12 protein-coding genes are annotated in these 21,176 nt (G+C 65.6%); 8 read left to right on the forward strand and 4 right to left on the reverse strand.

The features are described 5' to 3' along the window. Positions 1–7: 7 nt before the first annotated feature. The 3 genes from G4223_RS12985 (at position 8) to G4223_RS12995 (ending at position 3,924) form a co-directional block, all read left to right on the forward strand. The gene (locus tag G4223_RS12985) at positions 8–604 is read left to right on the forward strand and encodes a YdcF family protein (protein WP_241004093.1); all 597 of its coding nucleotides are present in this window, start codon (positions 8–10) and stop codon (positions 602–604) included. Beyond that, complete coding sequence (locus tag G4223_RS12990; protein WP_163680289.1) at positions 601–1,332, forward strand: 1-acyl-sn-glycerol-3-phosphate acyltransferase; 732 nt, start codon at positions 601–603, stop codon at positions 1,330–1,332. Before G4223_RS12985 ends, G4223_RS12990 begins: the two co-directional genes overlap by 4 nt. A 279-nt stretch (positions 1,333–1,611) precedes the next feature. Then, positions 1,612–3,924 (forward strand): adenosylcobalamin-dependent ribonucleoside-diphosphate reductase, encoded by a 2,313-nt coding sequence (locus G4223_RS12995; RefSeq protein ID WP_163680293.1) that lies wholly within the window; start codon positions 1,612–1,614, stop codon positions 3,922–3,924. 3 nt (positions 3,925–3,927) lie between these two features. Here G4223_RS12995 and G4223_RS13000 read toward each other — a convergent pair whose 3' ends face one another. From G4223_RS13000 to G4223_RS13015, 4 genes are read right to left on the reverse strand one after another with little or no spacing between them, the layout of a single operon-like run. Further along, on the reverse strand, positions 3,928–4,578 hold the full coding sequence (locus G4223_RS13000; protein WP_163680296.1) for a DUF6901 family protein: 651 nt from the start codon (positions 4,576–4,578) through the stop codon (positions 3,928–3,930). Continuing rightward, positions 4,575–5,732: an HD domain-containing phosphohydrolase gene (locus G4223_RS13005; RefSeq protein WP_163680300.1), complete on the reverse strand. Its 1,158-nt coding sequence runs from the start codon at positions 5,730–5,732 to the stop codon at positions 4,575–4,577. Before G4223_RS13005 ends, G4223_RS13000 begins: the two co-directional genes overlap by 4 nt. Beyond that, entirely contained in the window at positions 5,725–6,942 is a 1,218-nt protein-coding gene (locus G4223_RS13010; protein WP_163680304.1) for an HDOD domain-containing protein, read from the reverse strand. The genes G4223_RS13005 and G4223_RS13010 overlap by 8 nt, the downstream gene beginning before the upstream one ends. Then, positions 6,939–9,944 carry a PAS domain S-box protein gene (locus tag G4223_RS13015; RefSeq protein ID WP_163680307.1) on the reverse strand — a complete coding sequence of 1,002 codons (3,006 nt, stop codon included), beginning with the start codon at positions 9,942–9,944 and terminating at the stop codon, positions 6,939–6,941. The genes G4223_RS13010 and G4223_RS13015 overlap by 4 nt, the downstream gene beginning before the upstream one ends. A 523-nt stretch (positions 9,945–10,467) precedes the next feature. On the opposite strand from G4223_RS13015, the gene G4223_RS13020 reads away from it, so the two are divergent. The 5 genes from G4223_RS13020 to G4223_RS13040 all read left to right on the forward strand — a co-directional run bounded on the left by G4223_RS13020 (position 10,468) and on the right by G4223_RS13040 (position 21,172). Continuing rightward, a complete protein-coding gene (locus G4223_RS13020; RefSeq protein ID WP_163680311.1) occupies positions 10,468–11,187 on the forward strand; it encodes a hypothetical protein in 720 nt (239 codons plus the stop codon). 161 nt (positions 11,188–11,348) lie between these two features. Next, positions 11,349–12,488 carry an HlyD family type I secretion periplasmic adaptor subunit gene (locus G4223_RS13025; protein ID WP_163680427.1) on the forward strand — a complete coding sequence of 380 codons (1,140 nt, stop codon included), beginning with the start codon at positions 11,349–11,351 and terminating at the stop codon, positions 12,486–12,488. Then, positions 12,488–14,218: a MotA/TolQ/ExbB proton channel family protein gene (locus G4223_RS13030; RefSeq protein WP_163680315.1), complete on the forward strand. Its 1,731-nt coding sequence runs from the start codon at positions 12,488–12,490 to the stop codon at positions 14,216–14,218. The genes G4223_RS13025 and G4223_RS13030 overlap by 1 nt, the downstream gene beginning before the upstream one ends. Positions 14,219–14,249: 31 nt before the next feature. Beyond that, the gene (locus tag G4223_RS13035; RefSeq protein WP_163680318.1) at positions 14,250–19,190 is read left to right on the forward strand and encodes a beta strand repeat-containing protein; all 4,941 of its coding nucleotides are present in this window, start codon (positions 14,250–14,252) and stop codon (positions 19,188–19,190) included. Then, positions 19,187–21,172, forward strand: coding sequence for an ATP-binding cassette domain-containing protein (locus tag G4223_RS13040; protein WP_163680321.1), 1,986 nt, complete (start codon positions 19,187–19,189; stop codon positions 21,170–21,172). Before G4223_RS13035 ends, G4223_RS13040 begins: the two co-directional genes overlap by 4 nt. Positions 21,173–21,176: the final 4 nt, after the last annotated feature.

Genomic DNA, 21,176 nt, shown 5'->3' on the forward strand with positions numbered 1-21,176 from the left:
GAGGCTGTTGAAAGTCGGAGGTTTCGTTCTGGCCGGACTGCTCGGGCTGGCCGCATTGTGGGTGGCGGGGTTCGTGTGGTTCGCCACCACCTTGCCGGCCAGGGTCGAGGACGAGCATAGCCACACCGACGCCATCGTCGTGTTGACCGGCGGCAGCGAAAGGCTGACGACCGGGCTGGCGCTGTTGCAGGCGGGACTGGCGCGGCAATTGTTCATCTCCGGCGTGCACCGGGGCGTCGAGATCGCCGACATCCTGAAACTGGCCAACAACGCGCCACCCGAACTGGCCGCGACCATCGCTCTGGGCCATGTGGCCGGCGACACCGTCGGCAACGCCGCGGAAACCGCGCAATGGGCGACCAGACACGATGTCCGCTCGCTGCGTCTGGTCACCGGCGCCTACCACATGCCACGCAGCCTGACCGAACTGGGCTACGCCATGCCCGATGTCGCCATCGTCCCCCACCCGGTGTTCCCCGAAGGGGTGAAAAGCCAGGAATGGTGGCGTTGGCCGGGCACGGCGGCACTGTTGGCCACCGAATACACCAAATATCTGGCGGCCGTGGCCCGCCACTGGTTCCTGCCGAGGAAAAGCGCCCCGTGACCCAAATCCGCTCCGCCCTGTTCGCCGCCCTGTTCATCGCGTGGACGCTGGTCCTTGGCGTCGTCTACCTGCCCCTGCTGCTGAGTTCGCCGCGCGTGGTGGCACTGGCCGCCCGCTTCTGGGTCAAGGGGGCCTTCGTGCTGCTGCGGCTGACATGCGGCCTTGCCTACCGTGTCGAGGGCGAAGTGCCGAAGGGCGCCGCCCTGGTCGCCTCCAAGCACCAATCGACGCTCGAGACCTTCGCCTTCCGCCTGATCCTCGACGATCCGGCGGTGATCCTGAAAAAGGAATTGCTGCGCATTCCGTTCTTCGGCTGGTACCTGGGCAAGACCGGCGTGATCGCCATCGACCGCGCGGCCGGCATGAAGGCGCTGAAATCCATGGTCAAGGGGGCCGAGGACGCTGCGGCAGAGGGCCGCCAGGTGCTGATCTTCCCCGAAGGCCACCGCCACGACGTCGGCGCCACGCCCGAATATCATACCGGCGTGGCCATGCTCTATGCCGGAATGGGATTGCCCTGCGTGCCGGTGGCGCTCAATTCCGGCCTGTTCTGGGGACGCGGTTCGCTGGCCAAGCGGCCCGGCCAGGTAACCATCCGCTTCCTTCCGCCCATCGAGGCGGGGCTGGACCGCAAGACATTCATGGCCCGGCTCGAAGACGCCATCGAGACCGCCTCGGCGGAATTGGCCGCCGACGCCCGCGCCCGCTGGCCGCACCTGCCCCGCTGAGCTTCGGCGCAAGTGATCGCCATGCTGTGGATAAGATTGTGGAAGCGCGTGTGCGGTTTTCGTTCTCCTGTTGTGGATAAGCAGGATAACCAGCCAGAGCCAAGGGGAATCAAGCACTTGCTCTGTGCAAACAAAAAAAGAACAAATTCTTGACGCCGCACCGGGCGCGGCCCTAGACTCCGCCCCTTCAATCCGGCAGAAAACTTCACATTTGTACTATTTTCAAGGACGCGCGCCGGGGCGCGGCCGATGGTGCGATTTTACGGTAAAGGAACGGGCATGACGCAGGTTGCCGCCATTTCCCAACAGATCTGGGACATGAAGTATCGGTTCAAGACGGCCGAAGGCGAGCCTGTGGACAAAACCATCGCCGATACGTGGCGTCGCGTGGCTGTTTCCTTGGCTTCCGTGGAAAAAGACGCCGATCTTTGGGCCGAGCGTTTCCATGACGCCATGGCCGACTTCAAGATGTTGCCGGCCGGCCGCATCATCTCGGGCGCCGGCACCGAACGCCGCGTCACCATGTTCAACTGCTTCGTCATGGGCGACATCCCCGACGACATGGAAGGGATCTTCGAGCACCTGAAGCAGGCCGCGCTGACCATGCAGCAGGGTGGCGGCATCGGCTACGACTTCTCCACCATCCGGCCCAAGGGCGCGCCGGTCAAGGGTGTGGGCGCCGACGCCTCGGGCCCGCTGTCGTTCATGGACGTCTGGGACGCCATGTGCCGCACCATCATGAGCGCCGGCTCGCGCCGTGGCGCCATGATGGCGACCATGCGCTGCGACCACCCCGACATCGAAGCGTTCATCGACGCCAAGCGCGAGGCCGGGCGGCTGCGCATGTTCAACCTGTCGGTGCTGGTGTCCGACGCCTTCATGCAGGCGGTGAAGGACAATTCCGATTGGGAACTGGTGTTCGACGGCACGGTGTACAAGTCGATGCCGGCCCGCGCGCTGTGGGACAAGATCATGCGCGCCACCTACGCCTATGCCGAGCCGGGCGTGATCTTCATCGACCGCATCAACCGCCTGAACAATCTTTGGTATTGCGAAAGCATCCACGCCACCAATCCCTGTGGCGAACAGCCCTTGCCGCCCTATGGCGTGTGCCTGTTGGGCTCGATCAACCTGGCCAAGCTGGTGTCCGACCCGTTCGAGGGCAACGCCCGCATCGACCTTGACCGCCTGGGCAGCCTGGTGCGGACCGCCGTGCGCATGATGGACAACGTCATCGACGTGTCGCGTTTCCCGCTGCCCATGCACGAGCACGAGGCCAAGTCCAAGCGCCGCATCGGCCTTGGCATCACCGGTCTGGCCGACGCGCTGATCCTGTGCGGGGCGCGCTATGGCGGCAAGCAGGCAGTGACGCTGACCAAGCAATGGCTGGCCGCGGTGCGGCGCGAGGCTTATCTGGCCTCGGTCGAACTGGCCAAGGAAAAGGGGGCGTTCCCGCTGTACGACACGGAAAAGTACCTGTCCGGCGAGAACATCCAGACGTTGGACGCCGACGTCCAGGCGGCCATCGCCGAGCACGGCATCCGCAACGCGCTGCTGACCTCGATCGCCCCGACCGGCACCATTTCCCTGTTCGCCGACAACGTCTCGTCGGGGCTGGAACCGGTGTTCTCGTTCACCTACACCCGTCAGGTGCTGCAACCCGACGGCACGCGGCGCCAGGAAGAGGTGAGCGACTACGCCTACCGCCTGTTCCGCCGTCTCAAGGGCGAACAGGCTCCCCTGCCCGCCGCCTTCGTCGATGCCCAGTCCCTGACCCCGGCCGAGCATGTGGTGATGCAAGCCGCCGTCCAGACCTTCATCGACAGCTCGATCTCGAAGACCATCAACGTCCCCGAGAGCATCGCCTTCGAGGATTTCCGCGACGTCTACGAAAAGGCCTATGAGTTGGGGTGCAAGGGCTGCACCACCTATCGTCCCAACGACATCACCGGCTCCGTGCTGACGGTCAAGAAGGACGAGAAACCGGCCGAGCCGGAACTGCCGCTGAACGCCCCAAAGCCCCAGGCCGAGGACTTCCTCGAGGCCGGCGGCGTGGTGCACCTGACCAAGCCGCTGGACCGGCCCGAGGCGTTGCCCGGCTCCACCTTCAAGGTGCGCTGGCCGGACAGCGAACACGCCATGTACATCACCATCAACGACATCATCCAGGACGGCCGCCGCCGCCCGTTCGAGGTGTTCATCAACTCCAAGAACATGGAGCACTTCGCCTGGACGGTCGGCCTGACCCGCATGATCTCGGCGGTGTTCCGCCGTGGCGGCGACGTCGCCTTCGTGGTCGAGGAACTGAAGGCGGTGTTCGACCCGCGTGGCGGCCAGTGGATGCGCGGCCGTTACGTGCCGTCGTTGCTGGCGGCCATCGGCGACGTCATCGAGCGGCACATGATCAACATCGGCTTCCTGCCCGATTCCAAGACCGCGCGCGACGAACCCGATCGGGTGGCAGAGCCCAAGCAGGTGGTGAACCTGGGCGAAAGCCGGCTGCGCCATTGCCCCAAATGCAACCAGCCATCGCTGGTCCGTTCGGAAGGCTGCGATTCCTGCCTGTCTTGCGGCTATTCCAAGTGCGGCTGAGGATCAGCGCCTGAACAGCGGCGCCAGTTCCTCCAGTTCGTCCTCGATCACCAGCGGCACCGCCTGGGCGTAAGCGTCCAGGCTGACCAAGGCGTTGACCACCGCGTCGCGGCGAAAGGCGGCGCGGATACGGTCGGCCATGGTGCGGTTGACCAGCGCGGCCGCATGGTAGCCAGCGGCAAGGTCGTCCAACGCCAGCGGCCGACCGTTGATCCAGTCGTCCAGCAAATGCATGGAAATGGCCCGGACCAGGGTCTCCTGTTCGCTGGAGAACGGCAGGTGAAAGCGGGCCATGGGTCGGAAGAAGTCGAGCCGGGGACAGCCCGAGGTGGCGCCGATCAGGCCGATCAACGACGCCAAGCCGTGCTGGACCGCCCGTTCGCCCACCACCACCCGTTGGGCCGAGCGCACCATCACCTGGGCGCGTTCGAACGAATCCATGCCGTCGAAACCGGCCATGAACGGCGCAAGGCCGGTAGCGAACGGGCAATGCCCGACCTCGGACGGCAACGGACAATGGGAACAACGGTGAAAATCCAGGCGGGTCCACTCCGCCTCGGCCCGTTGGGCCAACCTCATGTCGGCGTCGAAGGTGAGCTCAAGCTTCAACTCACGTCCGCCGCCGAACACGAAGGCGTAGGTGAAGGCGGTCATCCCACCCGCACCCGCACCGGTTCGACGAAACTGTAGATCTTGCCCAACGAGCGCAGGCGTTCGACCTGGGCCGCCGACAGCGTGGTGTTGGCGGCCAGGATCAAATGGCCGTTGGTCAGGCGGATGTCGGACAGCACCAGATGACCGGGCCGCAGCGTCGAAACCGGCACCTCGGCCTCGACCGGCGCCGTCGATCCAAGCAGCGACATCAGACACGACCGCACCTTGACCAGAAGCGCCGGATCGTATTGCCCGCGATTGCGGTCCAACTGGGCGAAGGCGCTGGGATCGGGGATGCCCGACGGGCAGGCCTCGGCCAGGTCCTTGAGAATCTTCAACAGCCGGGCGTCGAAGGGAATGTCGGCGCCGCGCGGTCCGTCGGACGGAAAACCCGAACCGTCGTAGCCGCGATCCTGGAGCCAAATGGTTTCCGCCACCTTGCCCAGGCGGGGAATGTTGGCGATCAGGTTGCGCCCAGCCTCGGGGGCGCGGACGAACAATGACGTCTCGGCCTCGGTCAAGGTCTCGCCCCGACGCTTCTTGGCGACCAGTTCGGGGGGAATGGCCACCTGGCCGATGGGCAGCAACATGGCCGCCATGTCCAGTTGCCAGCGCGACGGCAGCTTGAACTCGACGGTCAGCAACCGCACCCATTCGCGCAACCGGGTGGCCAGCCCATAGGCCACCGGATCGTTCATGGCGACCACGTCGGCCAGCACCTTGACGCTTCCGGCCAGGGTGCTTTCCAGCAATTCCCTCTCGGCGGTGATCAGGTGGTGCTGGTCGATGCCGGCCTGGATGCCCACCGCCAGATCCTCGGCCGGGCAGGGCTTGGTGAAGAAACGAAAGATCGAGCCGTGGTTGATGGCGTCGATGGCCGTCTGTTGGTCGGCGTTGCCGGTCAACATCATGCGCACCGTCTCGGGAGCCTGCGTGCGGATGCGCGACAACACCTCGATACCGTCCATTCCCGGCATGCGCATGTCGCACACCGCCACGGCGAAAGGCTCGCGTTTTTCGTTCGCCTCGGCCACCGCCTGCAACGCCTGGGCACCGCCTTCGGCGCAGGTCAGGGCGAATTGCTTGCGCAATTGCCGCTGAAGCGCGGACAGCAAATTGGGGTCGTCGTCGATCAGCAACACACGTTCAGGCATGCCTAGCCTCCGCAGCTTGTTGGGCGGCGATGGCCTTCCACGCGACCAGACGCAAATCCTTGCGCGCCTCGCTCAGATAGGCCATGTCCAGGACCGGCTGGGCGGGAGCCCCCGCCGGGATCAAGGGAAAGCGCGGCCCCAACACGCGCGCGGCATGCACCGCCGTCAGCACCACATTCTCGCTACCCATGCATGCCGACGGCAAACAGGCATGGGCCACCGCCTCGACCACCGGGTCGGCGAAGTTCCAAAGCCCCAGCAGATAGGCGCCGATCAACGCATGGTTGGCGCCATAGGCCTTGGTCTCGACGGTGAAGGCCGGTGCCTCGGCGGTGCTGCGGACGAACAGGCGGGGATAGCTGTCGGAAAAGGTGTCAAGCAACACCACCGCGCCGACCGCGCACAGCATACCGGCGCAATAGGCGGTCTTGGCCACCGCCGCCGACGCCCCCTCGGCCTCGGCGATGCGTTCCGCCAACGCCGCGACGGACAAGGAATAATCGTTAAGCGCCTCCATCAAGTCGGCGATGGCGCTGTTGCCTTCAAGGCGGCGGAAGATGCCGATGCGCAACACCAGGGCGCTGACGATGTCCAGCCCCAAGGTGCGAACCGCCTGAAGCGGCGTCGCCGCCCGACCCGATACCGAGAAATAGGCGGAGTTGGTGAGCTTCAGCAATTCCGCGGTCATGGCGACGTCATGGGCGATGATGGCCGCCACCGACGCCGCCGACGCCGCCGGCGAGCGCAATTCGTCCTCGAGCTGGAAGAACAGGTCGGGCGGAGACGGCAGGTTGCTGAGCCGGGTCAGCGCCGTACGCAATCCTTCCGACGCCAGCAGCCGGCGCAAGGCCACGGGCCGGGCGATGGCCTCCATCAAGGCGCCGGGATCGCACGGCTTGGCCAGATAAAGGTGGGCCGGCCCCACCGTGCGCAGCACACTTTCGGAATCGGCGTAGCCCGACAAGATGACGCGGATGGTGCCGGGATGACGGGCACGGACCTGGTTCAGGAATTCGGCGCCGTCCATCTGCGGCATGCGCATGTCGGACACCACCACGTCGACCTGTTCGCGCTCCATCAAGGCCAAGGCTTCCTCGCCCCCCAGGCAGAACCGGCTGTCGAAATCGGCGCATCCCCGCATCAGTCGTTTCAGCCCCGACAGGATGTTGGCGTCGTCATCGACGAAAAGAACCCGAATACGCTCACTCATGATGGGTCCCCATACCCGTCCTGCACGTCGTCTTCGACCGCCAGAGGCAGCCAGACACTGAAGGTTGCACCAACCCCCGGCCGGCTGTCCACGTCGATCCTGCCGTGATGCTTGACCACCACCACGTCCCGGCTGATGGCCAGCCCCTGGCCCGTACCCTTTCCCACCTCCTTGGTAGTGAAGAACGGGTCGAAAATCTTGTCGCGAACATCAAGGGCGATGCCGGTGCCGTTGTCGGCCACCCGCACCACCACCCACTCGCCCTCGACGCGGGTGCTGACCAGGATGCGGCCGTCGCCGCCGCGTCCCGCGGCCTCGATGGCGTGGGCGGCGTTGACGATCAGGTTCAGGAACACCTGATTGAGCTCGCCGGCGTAGCACGGCACCGTCGGCAGGTCGGCCGCGAAGTCGGTGTCGATGCGCGCCACATGCTTCCAGGTGTTGCGGCTGACCGTGATGGTGCTGTCCAGCGCCCGGTTGAGGTCGGCCATGGTCTTGTGGGAAGCCCCCGGATGCGAGAACTCTTTCATGGACAGGACGATCCTCGCCACCTGCGCCACGCCGTCCAGCGACTGGCTGGCGGCACGCGGTATCTCGTCCAGGAGATAGGCGATGTCGTGGCTGTCCATGGCCTGGTCGAAGGCGGCGACGCCGGCCATGCGCCCTTCCGACACGGCGGCGGCGATGTCGGCCATGGATTCGGCGATGAAACGCAAGTTGTCGCCGATATATTGGATCGGCGTGTTGATCTCGTGGGCGATGCCGGCCGCCAATTGGCCGACACTGGCCATGCGCGAGGCCTGAAGCGCGTCGCGCTGCGCCGATTTGAGCGGCGAGATGTCGCGAAACGAGATCACCGCCGCCCGGATACCGCCACCGTCCCCACTCACCGCCGAACAGGCGTAGGCCACTTCGAGCCGCTTGCCCCCGGCGGTCAGGAACACCGCGTCGTTGTCACAGAAATTTCCGGCGCCGGCCAGAACCGACGCCCAGGGCGCCGCCACGCAATCGTCCCCCACGCCATGACGTATCGAGAACACCGATTCGACGGGGAACCCCTCGGGTTCGTCGTCAAGGTCGAGCAGGGTTCGGGCCGACGGATTGGCGAAGGTCAGAAGGCCGCTCCGGTTGATCACCAGAACCCCCTCGAACAGGCTGTCGCTGATCCCCTTCAGGCGTTCCCGCGATTCCCTGAGCGCGCTTTCGGTGCGGGCCCGGTTGGCCACCTCCCGCGTCAGTTCGCCGGTCCGCTCGGCCACCAGACGTTCCAGTTCGCGGTGGCTGTCGGCCAGGGTCTGCTCATAACGCAGCCGCAAGGTGGCGTCACGAAACACCACCACCGCACCGGCCAGACGTCCATCCTCGTTGATGGGCGAGATTTCGTAATCCACCGGCATCTCGGAACCGTCGGCCCGCACGAAGCGATCTTCGGCAACGCCGGCCGAGGCCCCCAACGCACGGATTCGGCCAAGAGCCGTTTCCTCGGCCCGCCACAGCTCTTCGTCACGCGGCTGCGCCAGGGCATGGAAGTCGCAACCCACCATGGCCTCGGAAACACGCCCCAGCAAATCGCCGGCCCGGCGGTTGGCGAAGGTCACCCGGCCATCGGTATCCAAACCGACGATGCCTTCGCCGGCAGTATCAAGGATGACACGGTACAGCCGGCGCAGGCTTTCCAATTCCTGTTCGCGCAGCTTGAGTTCGGTGATGTCGGTGCGAAGCCCCACCACCCCACCGTCGGCCATGCGGAACTCCCGGTGCAGGATCCATCGCCCGGAGCTCAGCCGCACCACGAAAGGTTGGCCCGAAGCGGCACGATGGTATTCCATCCGCCGTTCCACCCAATGCTCGAAATCCTCGCTCTCGGTGTCGAACACCGCCGGATTGCTGCGCAGCAAAGTCTCGAACCGCACGCCGGGCCGCATTTCCCGGGTAAGGCCGGCGAAAACCTTGGCGTATTCCGGGTTGAACAACACCAGACGATCATTGGCGTCGTAGATCGCCAGACCATCGACGATACGCTCGATGGCGTCGGCCAGCAATTGCTGGGCCTTATGGGCGCGGCGTTCGGCCACCACCTCGCGGGTAACATCGACACCGACGCCGCGATAGCCGACAAAGTCGCCGACCGGGTTGAACACGGGAATGCCGCTGATGCGGATGACCCGGCTGTCATGGCCTTCGGGTGGGCCGACATGGAAGACCCGGTCGCGGAACGGCCGACGCTCGGCCAGTTCGTCCAGATGTTCGGCCGCGGCCGCCGGATCGTCGGCCAGACCCAGGTCGAAAAAGGTGTTGCCGACGATGGCCGCCGCCTTCACCCCCAGCACCGAGGCGATCCGTTCGGAAACGAAGGTCAGCCGATGCTCGGCGTCGGTTTCCCAGAACCAGTCCGAGGCCGACCCCACCAGATCGCGGAACCGTCCCTCGCTTTCGCGCAACTGTCGTTCGGTTTCCACCTGCACCGACATGTCGCGGATAACCCCGACCAGTTGCCGCCGGTCGCCATGGTCGATGCCGGCCAGGGCGATCTCGATGGGAAAGATGTCGCTATCATGGCGCACACCCTCGCTTTCGCGAATGTGCTCAAGGGGACCGCTATCACCGCTGCGGGCGAATTCGGCCAAAACCGCCCGAAACCGTTCGGCCCGCGCCTCGGTGGTCAGCATGGCCATATCGCGCCCCACCACATCGGCGGCGGCATAGCCGAACATGCCCTCGGCCGCGCGGTTGAAGGTCAGGATGGAGCCGTCAAGGCCAACGGTCACCACCGCCTCGCCCACGTTGTCCATGACCGCGTCGAATCTGGCTTTGGCTTCGCTCAGGACATCCTGACGCAGGCGGGCCAGTTCGCGCCGCACCTCCTCGTCCTGAGGGCGCGCCGCATGTTCGCCATCGGCTATGGCATAACTGGCGTCCACGGCCGCCAGAAGGCAGTCCAGATCGACCGTTCCGTCGGAACGTGTAGCATCCCGCAATTGAAGGGCAAGCCGCTCGTGCATCGCTCCCTCTACATTTCGCCCGCATGCCCCATAAGAATTGAATATAACACACGGATACCCGCCGACAATTCAAAACATCCGCACAGGAAATATGCCAACCACGTCTTCAAGCAGAAATAGTTAATGGCGATTGAACCGCACAAATATTTGTTAACGCAATGATGAACTTGTTAACAATCGCGGAACAACTTGAATGCAGTCCGCCCTAATACCAAAGACTTAAATCCAAGATCGGGACAAAGCCCACCTGCGGTTGACGTTCACACCACCCTTCCAAACTATTTTCCACGAAATCGTGAATAAACTTGGCGTTATCCATATCTTTTTAATAATTAAAAAAACATTCACAGAAGCGATCTGTTCTCTAAGCCCTTAACCGGATGTATATGGTGCCTATCGACCGACACCGGGCGCGCCATGACGCATGCCTTTTTCACCCCGGAATCGGTCGCGACGGGTCCGGGGACTGCATCCGAGGGGGCGGCACAGCCGCGACGGGCGCAGGGTGGCCGACGGGGGGACGATGGGGCATGGCAAGGAATTAAATTACTGGCCGGGGTTTGTCGACGCGCTGAGCAATGTGGTGCTCACGCTGGTTTTCGTGCTGGTGGTTTTCGTCTTCGCATTGGTGATGGCCTCGAACAAGGTGGGGCAAAAGGTGCTCGAACTGGCCGAACTGGCCAAGGAGCGCGAGAGCCAGCGTGTGGTCGTCGAAAGCGAGATGATGGACCTGCGCCAGGAATTGCGCGAAGCCCTGGCCGCGCTGCAAGAAGCGCGCGACGAAAACGAGCGCCTGAAGCGCGAAATCGAACAGTTGAAGCGCAATCAGGTGCCCGGTGCCGAAGAACGCAACGCGCTCAAGGAAAAGGTCCGCATCGAGATCGATGCCAAGCCCATCGCCAACGACAACAAGGAAGACCCCGACCTGGAACGCGGCACCGGCGTGGTGGTGATCACCTTCCCGCGCGGGGTGTTCGAACTGACCGACAAGGCCAAGGCCGAATTGCAAAAGGCGCTTGGCGGCCAAAAGGCCCAATTGACCGGCCTCAACGCCCAATTGCGGTCGATCATGGGGGCCGAAACCTATTCCGAGGCCCGAAGGCTGGCCTATTACCGCGGTCTGACCGTGCGCAACGCCCTGATCGACCAGGGACTGGGGACCGGCAAGACCATCACCATCAACATCGAACAGGACAAGGACGTCGGCGATGGCCGGGTCGAGATCCGCTTCCGTCGCCGCTGAGCCGCCGGCCCGCGCGCTCACGCTCGCCACGCTGAACGCGGCGGCGCGGCGGTGGCGGCGACGGCTGGAGACGCTGCGGACCTTTTTGGTGGCGGTGCTGTCGCTGATGGCTCTGTTGACCTTGTGGGCGGTCGTGGCCGAAGTGGACCAGGTGGTGGCGCATCGTCCCCGCCGGCCGCACCCAGCAGATCCAGCATCTGGAAGGCGGCATCGTCGCCAGCATCGACACCAGCGAAGGCGCCTCGGTGAAGAAGGGTGAGCTGTTGCTGACCATCGACGCCACCAGCGCCGGCGCCACCTTGTCCGAGACCGAAATCAAGCTGGCCGCGCAACGGCTGCGCGCCGCCCGTCTGGCGGCGGAAGCGAGCGGAGCGGCAAGCGTCACCTTTCCCGCCGAACTGGCCAAAGACCGGGTGGTCGAGGACGAGCGCCGCCTGTTCGCCACCCGCGCCCACAAGCTGGAACAGGAATTGCGGGTATTCGACCAGCAAAACCGCCAGCGCGCCGCCGAACTGGCGGAGTTGGAAAGCCGCCGTCAACGTCTGGCCAGCGAGTTGGGCACCGCGCGCCAGCGCGTCGCCATGCTGTCGGCCATGGCCAGCCGCAACGCCGCCTCGCGCCTGGAGGTGCTGGACGCGCAAAGTCGCGAGCAGCGCATCGCCACCGAATTGGGCGAAGCCGAAGGCACCATCCCCAAGATCAACGCCGCCATCGCCGAATCGCGGGCCCGCGCCGACGAGGCCCGCGCCCGTTTCCGCGCCGCCGCCCAGGAAGATCTGGTGGCGACGCGGGCCGAGATCGAACGGTTGCTGCAAATCCTGACCGCCCAGGCCGACCGCGTCACCCGCACCGAGGTCCGCGCCCCCACCGACGGCGTGATCAACCGCGTCACCGCCAACACGGTGGGCGGCGTCATCAAGCCGGGCGACGTCATCGTCGAACTGACCCCCACCGCCGGTGAAATCCTGGTGGAGACCCGCGCCCAGCCCCGCGACCGTGGCGAATTGCGCCCCGGCCTCAAGGCCAAGGTGCGGGTGTCGGCCTATGACAGCGCCGCGCTGGGCACGCTCTCCGGCCATGTGGTCGAGGTCAGCGCCGACACCGTCGCCGACGCACGCGGCGAAGCCTTCTACCGGGTGGCGGTCCGCATCGACGACCTGCCGCAATCCTATGCCGGCAAGCTGCTGGCGCCGGGCATGACCGTCACCGGCGACATCGTCACCGGACGGCGCACCGTCGCCCGCCACCTTCTGTCACCGCTTACCAAATTCGCCGACAACACCTTCCGGGATGCCCGTTGATGGATAAGTTGCTGAGCCTTTTCACCCGCTACCGTCTGCAAATGCTGATCCTGACCCAGGCGTTGCTGCCGGCGTTGGTGGTCGTGGTTGCCGGCATGGCCTTCCACGAATTCGTGTGGATGGCCATCCTTGGCAACACCGTCCTCAACATCGGTATCCTGAGCGTCGGCGCCGCCGGCACCGTGCTGATCGTCCTGCGTCTGGTCGAAGCCCAACGCGAGCACCTGACGCTGCTGCGCTTCGGCCACGAAGCCCAGACCGGCAGCGACATGAAGGAGCTGCTGAACAGCCCGTGGCTGTCGGGACGCACGGTCCGGCGCTATCTGGAACACATCGCCCAGACCAACGGCAAGCTGTCCTCGACCCTGGACCAGGACGCCATCGAGAACGAGCTGCATTCCATCTCGGCCGAGTTCGAAAGCAAGATGGAGCTGCCCAATTATCTGGTCGGCTTCATGGTCGCCATGGGCCTGTTGGGCACCTTCATCGGCCTGTTGGAAACGCTGACCGGCATCTCGGGCATGCTGGACGGCATGAGCGGAGCCGGCGGCGGAGCCGTCGAGGAGGAGTTCATCAAGCTGGTGGGCGAGTTGCGCAAGCCGCTGGCCGGCATGGGCATCGCCTTCTCCGCCTCGCTGTTCGGCCTGGTCGGCAGCCTGATGCTGGGCATGTCGCTGTTGGCGGTGCGCCGCTATGTGCGCAAGCTTCTGGCCGACGCCCGCACCGTGCTGCACGAGTTGACCGAGCGCATTCGCGGCCCCGTCGGCCCGGTGGTGGCCGGCGCCGCCATGCCGCGCGGCCAGGGCGGCGTGTCCGAGGCCTTCCTGTCCGACTTCATGGCCGAGTTGATGGGCAACATCAACGATCTCCAGGACCTGTTCCACCGGTCCCAGGACGCATCGCTGCAATTGTCCAACCGCGTCGACGGCCTGGCCCAACGTCTGGAACTGGTGGCCCAGGCCATCGACAGCAACGTCGCCGCGGTCAAGAAGACCAACGACCTTTTGGGCTTCGGCCCGCGCATGAAGGAAACCAACGAACAGATGCTGGCGGAACTGCGCGGCATCCAGACCGCCAGCACCGACCAGCAACGGATCAGCGCCCGTCTGGTGGACGTGCTCAACGCCATCGACCAGAAGCTGGGGGCGGGCAACGACACCCAGCGCCTGTACCAGGACGCCCAGGGCAATCTGGGCCGCGACACCCTCAACAAGCTGGACGAGGCCGTCGGCCTGCTGCATTCGGTCAACGACCGTGGTTCGGACGCGGAATCCAAGCTGGACCGCAAGCTCCAGGGCCTGGGCACCTCGACCACCAACATGGCCAGCGGCCTCCAGGGACTGGCCGCCAAGCTGGGCGAGGTGGCGATGATCAGCCAGAACCAGCTCCAGGCGCTGTCCGGCGCCCAGCAACTGGCCCGCGACGCCAATTCCGAGATGCTGAACGCGCTCAAGGATTTGGGCGAACGCATCAAGAAGGTCGAGGACGCCGACATCGGCGCCAACCGTCACCTGTTCGAGATCAAGGAAAACATCGGCACCATGAATTCCTCGCTCGAGGCGCTGGAAACCATCGCCCAGGGCATCAACCGCCAGAGCACCCTGCTCGAGGGGACGCTCGAGGAAATGCGCACCAATCAGCGCAACATGACGCGCGACCTGCAAAAGCAACTGCGCGAGGTGGCCCGCGACGCCGCCCGCGAGGTGGTGGCCTCGGCCCAAGGCGGCTGAGCCGGGAAATCCTTGTTGGGGGAAGGTTTGAATGGCTGAGAAGACGAGCGTCATCGCCGTCGACGGCAAGGGCCAGTTCCAGGTCCCGGTGCCGCGCGCCGCCATCGAGCGCATCGACATCATCGACATCGACATGGTGTTGCAAACCAAGTCGGGCGAACGTCTGATCCTGCCCGGCGCCGGCATCGAGGCCATGACCAACGCGCCGCCGGCCGTGTCGTTCAGCGACGGCCGCGCCAGCACGGCGGATCTGTTGTCGGCGGTGGACAAGGTGGAGACGCCCCCCACCTCGATCCCGGCCATGACCAGCCTGACCGAGTTCGACCAGAAGAAGACCGAGGGAAAGAAGAACCGCACCGCCGACGACCCCGCCGACCAGGCGGCCCAGGAAGCCCAGGCGCAACAGGTGGCGCCGCTGCCGGTCCAAGGCAGCGAATCGGCGGTGGACAAGCTGGTCGAGAAGGCCGAGGCCATGGAGGCCGACATCCGCAAGAAGGCGTTCGACCCGGCCCCGGCCCAGGTGTACGAGCCGCCGCCATCCGGTCCCGACGCCCCGCCCGGCCAGCCCAACACCTATAAAATTCCCATGTATGTCAGTCTGGCCGAAGGCAACGTGGTCAACACCACGGACAATCAGGACGGCAACACCTTCTACGGTTCGGGCGGCCCCTCGGGCAGCGCCCTGGCCGACGGCATCCTGGCCGGCGACGCCAAGCAATACGGCACCGAGACCCTGACCGGCACCGCCGCCTCGGAAACCTTTTATGCCGACGGGTTCTACAAGGCCAGCGGCACCTGGGCGACCACCGGCGCCAACCTGTTGAACGACGCAGCCGCCTATGCCGCGCTCGACAACGACACCGGCCGCGCCCCCACCGGCACCGCGTTCTATTACGCCAAGGAAATCCAACTGAACGTCGCCGGCTATGTGCGTACAGCCACTTCGGTGACCGTCTCGGGTCTGCCGGACGGCGTGTCCATCGAAGGTGCGTCCCAGAACGTCGACGGCACCTGGAGCATCCCGGTGAGCAGCGTGTTCCCCACCTCCAGCACCCTGACCCTGGTCTACGACGTGACCAAGATGCACGCCCTGACCAGCACCGACGTCTTCATGGAAGTCCGCATCGTCGGCTACAGCACCGAGGCGTTCGACATCACCCGTACCTTCGTGCTGCGCTTCGCCGACATCAGCGATTCCAGCGAGGTGACAACGGCGAACCCGGTCTACATTGCCGGAAGCGGCTGGAGCGACGTGTACGTCATGCCCACCGCCAGCGCGCCGCACATCATCAACGCCGGCGACGGCGGCAATCTGGTCTATGCCGGCAACAGCGCCGACACCATCACCGCCGGGACCGGTGCCGACGTCATCCGCGCCTATGCCGGCAACGACATCGTTTCGGCCGGCGCCGGCGACAACACCGTCTATGCCGGCGACGGCAACGACCAGGTGGTGACGGCGGGTAACGCCGACCTGATCGCCGCCGGCAGCGGCGACGACTATGTCTATGCGGGGGCCGGCACCAACAACGTGGACGGCGGTGCCGGCACCGATTGGATGAGCTTCAACGGAGTCGACGCCTCGCTGCTCAGCGGGGCGCTTTCCGCCACTCAGACGCTGGAAAAATGGCTGGCCCATGCCGGCACCGACATTTCGGGCGTCAGCTTCGTCGCCACCGACACCAGCGGCTCGGCCACCACCACCCGCGCCGGCGGCTCGGACACCGTGGTCAACATCGAGAACCTGATCGGCAGCCAGGGCAACGACACCTTGGACCTGTCGGCCTATACCGGGGTCAAGCACATCCTCTACGGCCTTGACGGCAACGACGTCATCAAGGGCGCCGACGGTGCCGACACGCTGTATGGCGGGGCCGGCGACGACAGCATCCTGGGCGGGGTCGGCGACGACCTGATCTTCACCGCCATCACCAGCACCGAGACCACGGTCTCGGCCGCCGCGCTTGCCGGCACCGCCCAGGACGGATCGGGGGTCGGCAGCCTGAGCGCCACCGCCGCCGCCACCGGCGGCGGCGTCACCTTCACCCAGTTGACCAACGTGGTCGACGGCGGCGCCGGGGCCGATACCGTCATCGGCGGTGCCGGGGCCGATTATTTCATCGCCCATATGGGCGAACACGGCACCGACACCGTCCGCGACAGCTTTGTCGGCGGGGCCGGCATCGACACCTTGGACATGTCCGACTACACCACCTCGCTCAGCGTCACCTTGTCGGAAACCAGCGGCACGGCGCAGGAAAAGGGCGGCACCACCTATTACGCCAACTTCGCCGGCATCGAACGCATCGCCACCGGTTCCGGCGCCGACGAAGTCACCGGCTCGGGAGCGGACGCCGCCACCGGCTGGACCGGCGCCGACATCATCTATACCGGCCAAGGCAACGACACCATCTACAGCGGCACCGGCAACGACACCGTCTATGCCGGCGACGGCTACGACACGCTTTATTCCGAAGGCGGCAGCGATTCGCTTTATGGCGAAGCTGGAAATGACATCTTTTACAGTTATGGCGGCACGTCCGTGTTGGCCGACACCGCCACCGTCGTCATGAACGGCGGCGACGGCAGCAACACCTATTACCTTTACGGCGCCACCGAAAGCGTCGTCGGCACCGACGGCATCGACACCGTCAGCTACTGGAACGGCTACAGCCGCTATGGCGTCACCAGCGGCAGCACCGTCGTCGACATCTCGGGAACCAGCACCCGTGTCTATCTCGGCATTTTCGCCAACCTGAGCACCACCGATTACGGCATCGATTCTAGCGGCAACCTGGTTTCCGGGGCGGCCTCGTCCTATTGGCGCACCGGCAGCACCGACCCGGGCAGCGAATGGCTGCTCATGGGGGCCGGCACCAACGGCTATCAATGGCAAGCCGACAACGACCAGCGCGGTTTCTACGCCAACGCCGAAGGGGACCGTTATTTCGGCGTCGAGAACATCGTCGGCACCAACTACAGCGACGTGCTGATCGGCAACGATTCCGACAACGTCATCACCGGCAACGGCGGCAACGACGCCCTGTACGGTTTGGGCGGCGACGACACCTTCGCCAATTCCCAAGGCACCTCGGTCTACATCGACGGCGGCACCAGCACCGCCACCGCCATCGCCACCGGCACCGGCGTCACCTCCAGCGCCTTCACCGGCGGCGACACCGTCAATTGCGACAACCATCAGGTCGGCTACACCGTGACACTGGTGGCCGATGGCTCGCTGGTGGCCGGTTCCATGGTGTCGTCGGCCGGCGTGACCTCGGTCCTGTACGGCATCGAGAACTATATCGGCGGCAACAGCGCCGACGTCATCACCGGCACCTCGGCCAACAACTACCTTGTGGGCGGCGGCGGCAACGACACCATCACCGGCGATGATGGCGACGATGTCATCAACCTGGGCTATTCCTATTCCAACAGTGGCCTGAGCCCCAATTCCGGCGCCGACACCGCCGATGGCGGCGCCGGCAACGACTGGGTCAGCTATCTGGGCCTGGGCACCACGGGCACCGCCGGCGTCACCATCCACCTGGACACCGGCCGGGGAATCGCGGGCTACGACCAATATTCGAAAAGCAGCAACAACGACTACGACGACCTGAAGAATTTCGAGCACGCCCAGGGCAGCAACTACAACGACATCATCTACGGCAGCAGTGTCGCCAACACCTTGTGGGGCATGGCCGGCAACGACACCCTGTACGGCCTGGACGGCGACGACATCATCGACGGCGGCAGCGGCAACGACACCATGGTCGGCGGCAGCGGCAACGACACCTATTACGTGGACAGCAGCAGCGACGTCGTCAGCGAACTGGCGGGCGAAGGCATCGACACCGTCTATACCACCGCCACCTTCACCCTGTCGTCCAACGTCGAAGTGCTGACCGCCACCGGCACCTACAACATCAACCTGACCGGCAACGAGCTGGACAACACCATCACCGGCAATTCCGGCAACAACTCCCTTAACGGCGGCACCGGCGCCGACGCCATGACCGGCGGCGACGGCAACGACACCTATTACGTCGACAACGTCGGCGACAGCGTCGTCGAACTGGCGGGCGAAGGCACCGACACCGTCTATACCTCGATCAATTACACCTTGGGCGCCAACGTGGAACACCTGCGCGCCTGGAACACCAGCGGCCTGACGCTGACCGGTAACGCCCTGGGCAACAGCATCGTCGGCTCGTCCGGCGCCGACCTTCTATATGGCGGCGACGGAGACGATTCCATCGACGGCGGCAACGGCAACGACACCATCGAAGGCGGCGTCGGCGCCGATTCCATGTACGGCAACGGCGGCACCGACACCTTGTCCTACGCCTCGTCAAGCGCGGGCGTGACCGTCGATCTGGGCGCCGGCACCGCCAGTGGCGGCGACGCCGAAGGCGACGTGTTCTCCAGTTTCGAGAATTTGTTGGGATCGAGCCACGCCGACATCCTGACCGGCAACACCGGCACCAACGTCATCCATGGTGGTGGCGGCAACGACGTCATCACCGGCGGCGGCGGCACCGACACATTGTATGGCGACGCCGGCAGCGACACCCTGCAACTGACCACCGGCCAGCTCAATTCCTATGTCTATGGCGGCAGCGGCAACGCCGCGGGCGACGCCGCCGAGGACGGCACCGACACCTTGCAGGTCGCCGGCTGGAACCTGGGCGGCAATTTGATCAACCGCCTGCATTCCATCGAAGTCATCGACGTGCGCGACAGCACCATCAACAGCACCTCGGCGATCACCTACAGCCAGATCAACAACATCCTGGCCGACGGAGCCAGCGGCGGCAAGCTGGTGCTGTATCTGGACAACGGCGACACCTTCACCCACACCAATTCGACGGCCGGCAGCGGCGGCGCCGCCCTGTCAGACACCACCGTCACCTACACCTACAGCAGCGGCGGCGGCGGCAACAGCCATCAGGTGGAGGTCCATTGGGGGTGAACGGAACGGCGTTTTCCCAATCCCTCGCCCTGTTGCTGTCCTCCTTGGGCCGCACGGTCGAGCAGACGGCCGACGGTTCCAACGAGCCGGAGGAGCTGTTGCGCGGCCAGGGCCTGACGCTGCGGCCGCTGACGGTCGAGCCGGGGCAATTGCCCGAAGGCGACATGGCCGGACTGTTGCTGGAAGTGGAAGACGACCTGTGGCTGCCGCTTCTGTCCACGCCCCTGGGGTTCCAGCGCATCGTCGGCAACCAGCCGGCCGGCGTCGTGCCGGAGACGCTGACCCATCTGGGACGCGCCGTGGCGGTGGTGCCGCGCGTCGAGATGCTGGCCGAGTTCCTGCCGTTCCTGCGCCGGCACAAGGCAAGGCTGCTGGAAATCCTGGCCGGCGGGCTGATCGTCAACCTGTTGGCGTTGCTGTTTCCGCTGTTTTCCAGCTTCGTCTATGACAAGGTCCTGGGCAACGGCGTCACCGAGACCCTGTGGGCCCTGGCCATCGGGCTTTGTCTGGTCATCGCCCTGGACTTCACGGTCCGCGCCACCCGCGCCTTGCTGACCGAGCGTTTCGCGGTGACCGCCGAAGCGGACATCGACCACGCCCTGTTCCGCTCGCTTCTGGCCGGCGACGTCGGCCGCCAGCCCTCGGTCGGGCTGGTATTGGACAAGTACAAACAGATTTTGGGCAGCCGCGACTTCCTGTCCAGCGCCTACATGATGTCGGCGCTGGACCTGCCCTTCCTGGTGCTGTTCCTGATGGCGGTGGCGGTGGTGGCCGGGCCGTTGGTGCTGGTGCCGGTGGTGGTGGGGGCGGCGACCATCGGCCTTCACCTGCTGTTCGTCATCCCGGTGCACGATTACGAACGTCAGGCCCGGCGGGCCGGCGAACAGCGTTTCGCCCTGTTGGCCGACACCCTGACGGCCCGCGAGGCCATCGTCGGCGGCCGTCTGCGCGACGAACTGGCGCGGCAATGGCGCAAGGCCAGCACGCGGGCCGGCACCGCCTCGGGCCGGGCACGCTATTGGCATGCCCTGGCCGCGGCATTGTCGCTGGGGGCATCCAACCTGTCCTATGTCTGCACCATCGTCGGCGGCGCGCTGATGGTGGAAAACCGCGCGCTGACCGCCGGCGGCCTGTTGGCCGCCACCATGCTGAGCGGCCGGGCCATGGCCGCCTTGGGCTCGGTGGTGCTGTTGCTGACCCGTTATCGTGAATTCCGTCAGGCCATGACCGAGATGGACGCGCTGTTGCCGCCGCCGCCCGAGGCCGCCGAGGCTCCCCTGCGCGGCGCCCAGCCGGGACGGATCAGGATGATGGCGGTCGGCTGCCGGCTGCGGCCCGAGGCGCCGCCCACCCTGAGCGGCGTCACCCTGTCCGTGGAACCGGGCGAGATGGTGGGCATCGCCGGTCATCCCGGTGCCGGCAAGACCACCGCCTTGCGGATCATGGCCGGCATCCTGGCCCCCGCCGAGGGGCAGGTGCTGGTGGGCAGCCTGCCGATAGCGGCATTGGCGCCGGCGGACGTTTCCGCCACCATCGGCTACAAACCGCAGGAACCATGCCTGTTCGAGGGCAGCGTCGAGGACAACGTGCGCGCCGGAAACCCCAGCGCCACCCCGCAGGAGATGGAGGACGCGCTGGCCGCCTCGGGTCTGTCGCTGGCGCTCAGCCGTGGCGAGCTGACCCTGGCGACCCGGATCGGCCCGCGCGGAACCAACCTGTCGGGCGGCCAGCGCCAGATGGTGGCCCTGGCCCGCGCCCTTCTGGGGGCGCCGCCGGTCCTGTTGCTGGACGAACCCAACACCGGGCTGGACGCCCAGTTGGAACAGGCGTTGGCCGGCCATCTGGCCCGGTTGCGGCCCAATCGCGCCATCGTGGTCAGCACCCACAGCCGAACCTTGTTGGCGGCGTGCACGCGCATCGTGGTCATGGACGGCGGCAAGATCATCACGGACGGCCCGCGCGAGCGGGTTTTGGGAAGTTGAGGAG

This window comes from Magnetospirillum aberrantis SpK, assembly GCF_011022235.1.
GTDB classification, from domain to species: Bacteria; Pseudomonadota; Alphaproteobacteria; order Rhodospirillales; family Magnetospirillaceae; genus Magnetospirillum; species Magnetospirillum aberrantis.

Bases quoted from the DNA above. Each gene is read 5' to 3' on its own strand.
- G4223_RS12995 (WP_163680293.1), top strand. From the start codon at position 1,612: ATGACGCAGGTTGCCGCCATTTCCCAACAGATCTGGGACATGAAGTAT.
- G4223_RS13000 (WP_163680296.1), bottom strand. From the start codon at position 4,578: ATGACCGCCTTCACCTACGCCTTCGTGTTCGGCGGCGGACGTGAGTTG.
- G4223_RS13005 (WP_163680300.1), bottom strand. From the start codon at position 5,732: ATGCCTGAACGTGTGTTGCTGATCGACGACGACCCCAATTTGCTGTCC.
- G4223_RS13010 (WP_163680304.1), bottom strand. From the start codon at position 6,942: ATGAGTGAGCGTATTCGGGTTCTTTTCGTCGATGACGACGCCAACATC.
- G4223_RS13015 (WP_163680307.1), bottom strand. From the start codon at position 9,944: ATGCACGAGCGGCTTGCCCTTCAATTGCGGGATGCTACACGTTCCGAC.
- G4223_RS13020 (WP_163680311.1), top strand. From the start codon at position 10,468: ATGGGGCATGGCAAGGAATTAAATTACTGGCCGGGGTTTGTCGACGCG.
- G4223_RS13030 (WP_163680315.1), top strand. From the start codon at position 12,488: ATGGATAAGTTGCTGAGCCTTTTCACCCGCTACCGTCTGCAAATGCTG.
- G4223_RS13035 (WP_163680318.1), top strand. From the start codon at position 14,250: ATGGCTGAGAAGACGAGCGTCATCGCCGTCGACGGCAAGGGCCAGTTC.